Annotated in this window: 1 pseudogene; it reads right to left on the reverse strand. The window is 72.0% G+C overall.

What is annotated here, in order from left to right:
- Window positions 1–225, reverse strand: a pseudogene (locus SB751_RS30235) (cytochrome P450); the annotation flags it as partial.
- Between the last annotated feature and the right edge of the window lie 50 nt (window positions 226–275).

Genomic DNA, 275 nt, shown 5'->3' on the forward strand with positions numbered 1-275 from the left:
GTCGAATGGCGTGGCCGAAGGCGGCATGCGCGCGGAGAAGCGCGCGTCCTCGAGAATGCGCGTGACGAGCGCGTGCGACGAAGCGAGCCATACGCCGCTCGCGTCGCGGCACAGCGGCCGGTTCGCGCGCAGCCAGGCATAGACCGGGTACGGATCGGCGGAGCCCGTGCCGATGATCGAGGGCAGGGCGCTGTAAAAGTCCGGGTCGGCAAGCGTGACGGTCATGGCCGGCTTCGGCTGAGGGGAAGGCGCGGGCGTGCCCGCGAGACGGCGCC

The organism is Cupriavidus sp. SIMBA_020 (assembly GCF_046535395.1).
Classification (GTDB): Bacteria; Pseudomonadota; Gammaproteobacteria; order Burkholderiales; family Burkholderiaceae; genus Cupriavidus; species Cupriavidus campinensis.